The sequence below is a fragment of the Novosphingobium sp. B-7 genome (assembly GCF_000410615.1).
GTDB classification, from domain to species: Bacteria; Pseudomonadota; Alphaproteobacteria; order Sphingomonadales; family Sphingomonadaceae; genus Novosphingobium; species Novosphingobium capsulatum.
The window spans coordinates 1-4,319 of sequence record NZ_KE148450.1; the positions used below are offsets into that span (position 1 = coordinate 1).

The window sequence follows — 4,319 nt, forward strand, 5'->3', positions numbered from 1 at the left end:
CTGGGCGCCAGCGGGGCGGGCGATCGTGGCGCAATGCCACCATGCGCTCGATGCCCTGCTTGCTGCCTCCCGCCCTGCGCCGCGTGCCCGGCCGGCGCCGTTGCAGCGCCCTGCGCGGCTGGATGGCGTGGCCATGACCGATGGCTATGTGCTGCAACGGCTGGCCGACCTGCGCGCGCCGCAGACGATCATCGTGGAAGAGGCACCCTCGAGCCGCGGGCCGATGCATGATCGCCTGCCGATCCTTTGCCCAGATACCTTTTACACCACCGCCAGTGGCGGCCTCGGCCATGGCCTGCCGGCGGCGGTCGGCATGGCGCTGGCCCGCCCGCACGACAAGGTCATCGCGGTCTTGGGCGATGGGTCGGCGATGTACGCGATCCAGGGCCTGCATGCCGCCGCGCAATGGAACCTGCCGATCACGTTCCTGATCCTCAAGAACGGGCGGTACGAGGCGCTGCATCATTTCGGCCGTCATTTCGGCATGCAGCATCTGGTCGGCACGCAGTTTCCCGAGCTGGATTTCGTGGCGCTGGCCGCCGGGCACGGCGTTCCGGGCCGATCGGCCAGCGACGCTGCCACGCTCGATGCTGCATTGGCCTGGTCGCTCGCGGCGGCCGGGCCGACGCTGGTGGAAGCGGTGATCGATTGAGCCGGGTGGGAGACAAGGCGATGGGCACCTTTCAACTGGACGACCTGATCGACGATCGGCCGGACGAGGGCATCTTCCGCGTGAACCGCGCGATCTTCACCGATGCCGATGTCTTTGCCGCCGAACAGCGTGCGATCTTCGAGCAGGGCTGGGTGTTCCTGGGCATGGAATCACAGGCCGCCGGGCCACACGATTTCTTCACCACCACGGTCGGCCGCGCCCCCGTGCTGGTCCAGCGCGATGGCGAGGGGCAGTTGCGGGCCTTCATCAACTCGTGCCCGCACAAGGGCGCAAGGTTGGCACAGGTGCGCCAAGGCAACGCGCGCCAGCATGTCTGCCCCTATCACAGCTGGAGCTTTGACAGCGCCGGCCGCAACCGCGCGATCAAGTGGAAGAACGCGGGCTGCTATACGCCTGCGTTCGACAGCGAGGATCATGGCCTGGCGCCGCTGCCCCGCTTTGGCAACTATCGCGGCTTTCTGTTTGGCAGCCTGGCGCCTGGCGAACTATCGTTGGCCGATTACCTGGGCGAGGCGGCCAAGCTGCTCGACCTGGTGGCGGATCAGAGCGAGGATGGACTGGAACTGGTGCCGGGGCAGGTCACCTTCACCTTTGCCGCCAACTGGAAACTCCAGCTCGAAAACTGCTCGGACGCGTATCATTTCACCTCGGCCCACCCCTCCTACATCAGCGTGCTGGAGCGGCGGCAGCAGGAAATGAGCGCCGATGTGGTCGCATCGGTCTGGGAAAACAGCGATTACTGGAAGGAAGAAGCGCAAGGCGTGGCGGGAGGCAGCTTCAGCTTTGATCACGGCCATGTGCTCAACTGGGGCATATTCGGCATCACGCCGGCGATCCCCCTGTATGAGCAGGCCGGTGTGCTGGGCGCGCGGCTGGGCGAGGGCAAGCGCGACTGGATGTTCAACATGCGCAACCTGACGATCTTTCCCAATCTCCAGATCGCCGAAAACGCCTCGAGCCAGTTGCGCGTAATCCGCCCGATCGGCCCGGGGATGACCGAGATGCGCACCTGGTGCATCGCGCCCAAGGGCGAAAGCGCCGCGGCGCGGCGACAGCGCATTCGCCAGTACGAGGATTTCTTCAATCCCACCGGCATGGCCACGCCCGATGACACGGTGTCCTATGAAAACTGCCAGGCCGGCTTTGCCGGCACGGTGCAGCCCTGGCTGCAAGGACACGGGCGGGGGATGACCGCGACCCAGCCTGGCGGCAATCGCTTTGGCGACCGTATCGATCTCAAACCCGCGCACAATGTGCTGGCGGATTCGCGGCTGAGCGATGAAACCCTGCTGCAGAACTACTATCGCGCCTGGGCGGCACGCATGGCGCCGGAGCTGGCCGCATGAGCCAAGCGCTGACATACGAGGCCGCGCGCGACCTGCTCTACCGCGAAGCCCTGCTGATGGACTCTGGGCGCTATGCCGAATGGCTGGCGCTGTTCACGCCGGACATCGAATTCTGGATGCCCACCTGGCGTGACGAGGTCACGCTGTCCGACGATCCGGATCGCGAACTCTCGCTGATCTACTATCGCGGGCGGCGCAATATCGAGGACCGGATCATGCGCCTGCAATCGGGGCTGTCGGTGGCATCCAGCCCAGCGCCACGCGTTGTCCACCTGGTGTCGAACATCCTGGTGACCGACGCGGAACTGGGCACTGTCTCGGCGGCGTTCACCTGTCATCGGTTCGATGTGCGGATGGACCGGGCCGACGTGTTCTTCGGCCGCTATGAATATCGCCTGGTCCACGCCGAAGCGGGGTGGTCCATTGCGCGCAAGAAGATCATCCTGCTCAATGATACGATCCCGACGGTGGTGGATATCAACGCCATCTGATCGCCGCGCGCTTGCGCCGGAGCTGGCCAGCGTCGATGGTGCCTTGCTGCGCGCCGCGAACAAGGCAGCGGGTCGCCAAGAGGATGCAGGATGATGGATTTCCAGACCGTGCGCTATGCCCGCGAGGGCGACGTGGTGACGATCACGCTCGATCGCCCGGATCGGCTCAATGCCTTGAGCGAGACGATGTTCGTCGAACTGGGCCAGGCGCTTGACCTTGCAGTGGCCGATGGCGCGCGGGCGGTGGTGCTGACGGGCGAGGGGCGCTATTTCTGCTCGGGCGCCGATCTGGGCGGCAATGCAACCGATGACCTGGGCGAGACGCTCGACACCTATTATCATCCCGTGGTCACGCGGCTGGCTGCGCTCGACGTGCCACTGGTCACTGCGCTCAATGGCCCGTGCGCCGGCGCGGGGATGAGCCTGGGGCTGGCTGGCGATCTCGTGGTGATGGGCGAGAGCGGCTACCTGCTCATGGCCTTTGCCAATATTGGCCTGGTGCCCGATGCCGGCGCTACCTGGCTGGCCGCTCGCAGCATTGGCCGCTGTCGCACTCTGGAGTTGGCCCTGCTGGGCGAGCGGCTTGGGGCCGCAGAGGCCAAGGCGGCTGGCCTTGTGACGCGGGTGGTGCCAGATGACGATGTCATGGCCGAGGCCATGGCCCTGGCGCACCGGCTTGCCGCTGGCCCCACGCTCGCGCTGGGCATGATCCGCCGGCAGGTTGCACGTGCGCTGGAATGCGATTTTTTGACGACGCTGGAGATCGAGCGCGCCAACCAGTCGGCCGCTGGCCGCACTGCCGATTTTGCCGAGGCGATCGATGCCTTTGCGCACAAGCGCAAGCCGCAGTTCACCGGGCGCTGAGCGGAAGGGACGCTATCGGGCGGCGCGCAGCGCCAGCTCAACGCGCAAGCCACCCTGGGCACCTTCCGCCAGGTTCAACGTGCCGCCGTGCAGCGCCACAAGATCGCGAACGATCGCCAGGCCAAACCCGTCGCCCTGCGGCGCTTCATCGAGGCGGACGCCGGGTTGCAGCGCCAGTTCGCGCTGGTTGGCGGCAATCCCCGGGCCATCGTCTTCGATCGCCACGCGTGTGTGGTCGCCGTCTGCCCAGGCCGTGACGGCAATGGCCGAACGGGCGTGGCGGGCCGCATTGTCGAGCAGATTGCCGACGATTTCCGACAGGTCGTGCGCATCAAGCGAGACGGCCAGCGCGCTGGGCACATCGACCGACAGCGCCAGGCCGGGGTGAAGCGAGCCGATCACCTGCGCCACATCGGCCACTGCCGGGGCCAGGGGCGTGCGGGCGCGCTGCGCCACCGCTGCGGTACGGGCACGGGCGAGGTGACGGCGGATGACCTCTTCGATCCTGGCGATTTGGCTGGTCGCGCGGACGTCGCCGTCCACCGTCAGGGCCAGCGTCGCCACAGGGGTTTTGAGCGCATGGGCAAGATTGGCGGCAGATGCGCGGGCCGCCTGCAAGGCAGCGGCGCTTTCACGGGACAGCGCGTTGAGTTCGACCGCCAGCGGTTTCAGTTCGGCTGGCTGATCCTCGTCCACGGTGGTGCGCGTGCCGTGGCGAATCTGGCCAAGCTGATCCCGCAACGCGGCAATCGGCCTGAGCGCCAGGCGCAGCTGAAACAGCGCGGCCAGCATGAACAGCACGGCCAGTACGGCAATGATCGACAGGAGCGGGACAAGCGCGGCGCGGATGGGCCGGGCAATCACTTGCGATGGCGCGGCGGCGATCAGGGTTACTGCACCCCGGCTGGTGCGGATCACCGCCTGCCGGGCATGAACCCGGCCGCC

Annotated in this window: 5 protein-coding genes; 4 read left to right on the plus strand and 1 reads right to left on the minus strand. The window is 66.8% G+C overall.

All coding sequences use genetic code 11. The annotated features are described in order from the left end of the window. The 4 genes from H926_RS0119940 to H926_RS0119955 all read left to right on the plus strand — a co-directional run. Window positions 1–652 (plus strand): thiamine pyrophosphate-dependent enzyme (locus tag H926_RS0119940; protein WP_022677854.1); only part of this gene is annotated, 652 nt, incomplete at its 5' end. A 20-nt stretch (window positions 653–672) separates the two neighbouring features. Beyond that, window positions 673–2,019 carry an SRPBCC family protein gene (locus H926_RS29195; RefSeq protein WP_022677855.1) on the plus strand — a complete coding sequence of 449 codons (1,347 nt, stop codon included), beginning with the start codon at window positions 673–675 and terminating at the stop codon, window positions 2,017–2,019. Continuing rightward, the gene (locus H926_RS0119950; protein WP_022677856.1) at window positions 2,016–2,510 is read left to right on the plus strand and encodes an aromatic-ring-hydroxylating dioxygenase subunit beta; all 495 of its coding nucleotides are present in this window, start codon (window positions 2,016–2,018) and stop codon (window positions 2,508–2,510) included. Before H926_RS29195 ends, H926_RS0119950 begins: the two co-directional genes overlap by 4 nt. A gap of 93 nt (window positions 2,511–2,603) precedes the next feature. Further along, the gene (locus tag H926_RS0119955; protein ID WP_028658270.1) at window positions 2,604–3,374 is read left to right on the plus strand and encodes an enoyl-CoA hydratase-related protein; all 771 of its coding nucleotides are present in this window, start codon (window positions 2,604–2,606) and stop codon (window positions 3,372–3,374) included. Between the two features lie 12 nt (window positions 3,375–3,386). Here H926_RS0119955 and H926_RS29200 read toward each other — a convergent pair. Continuing rightward, on the minus strand, window positions 3,387–4,319 hold a 933-nt coding region (locus H926_RS29200; RefSeq protein WP_237741119.1), incomplete at its 5' end, for a sensor histidine kinase.

Bases quoted from the DNA above. Each gene is read 5' to 3' on its own strand.
- H926_RS0119955 (WP_028658270.1), top strand. From the start codon at position 2,604: ATGGATTTCCAGACCGTGCGCTATGCCCGCGAGGGCGACGTGGTGACG.
- H926_RS0119950 (WP_022677856.1), top strand. From the start codon at position 2,016: ATGAGCCAAGCGCTGACATACGAGGCCGCGCGCGACCTGCTCTACCGC.
- H926_RS29195 (WP_022677855.1), top strand. From the start codon at position 673: ATGGGCACCTTTCAACTGGACGACCTGATCGACGATCGGCCGGACGAG.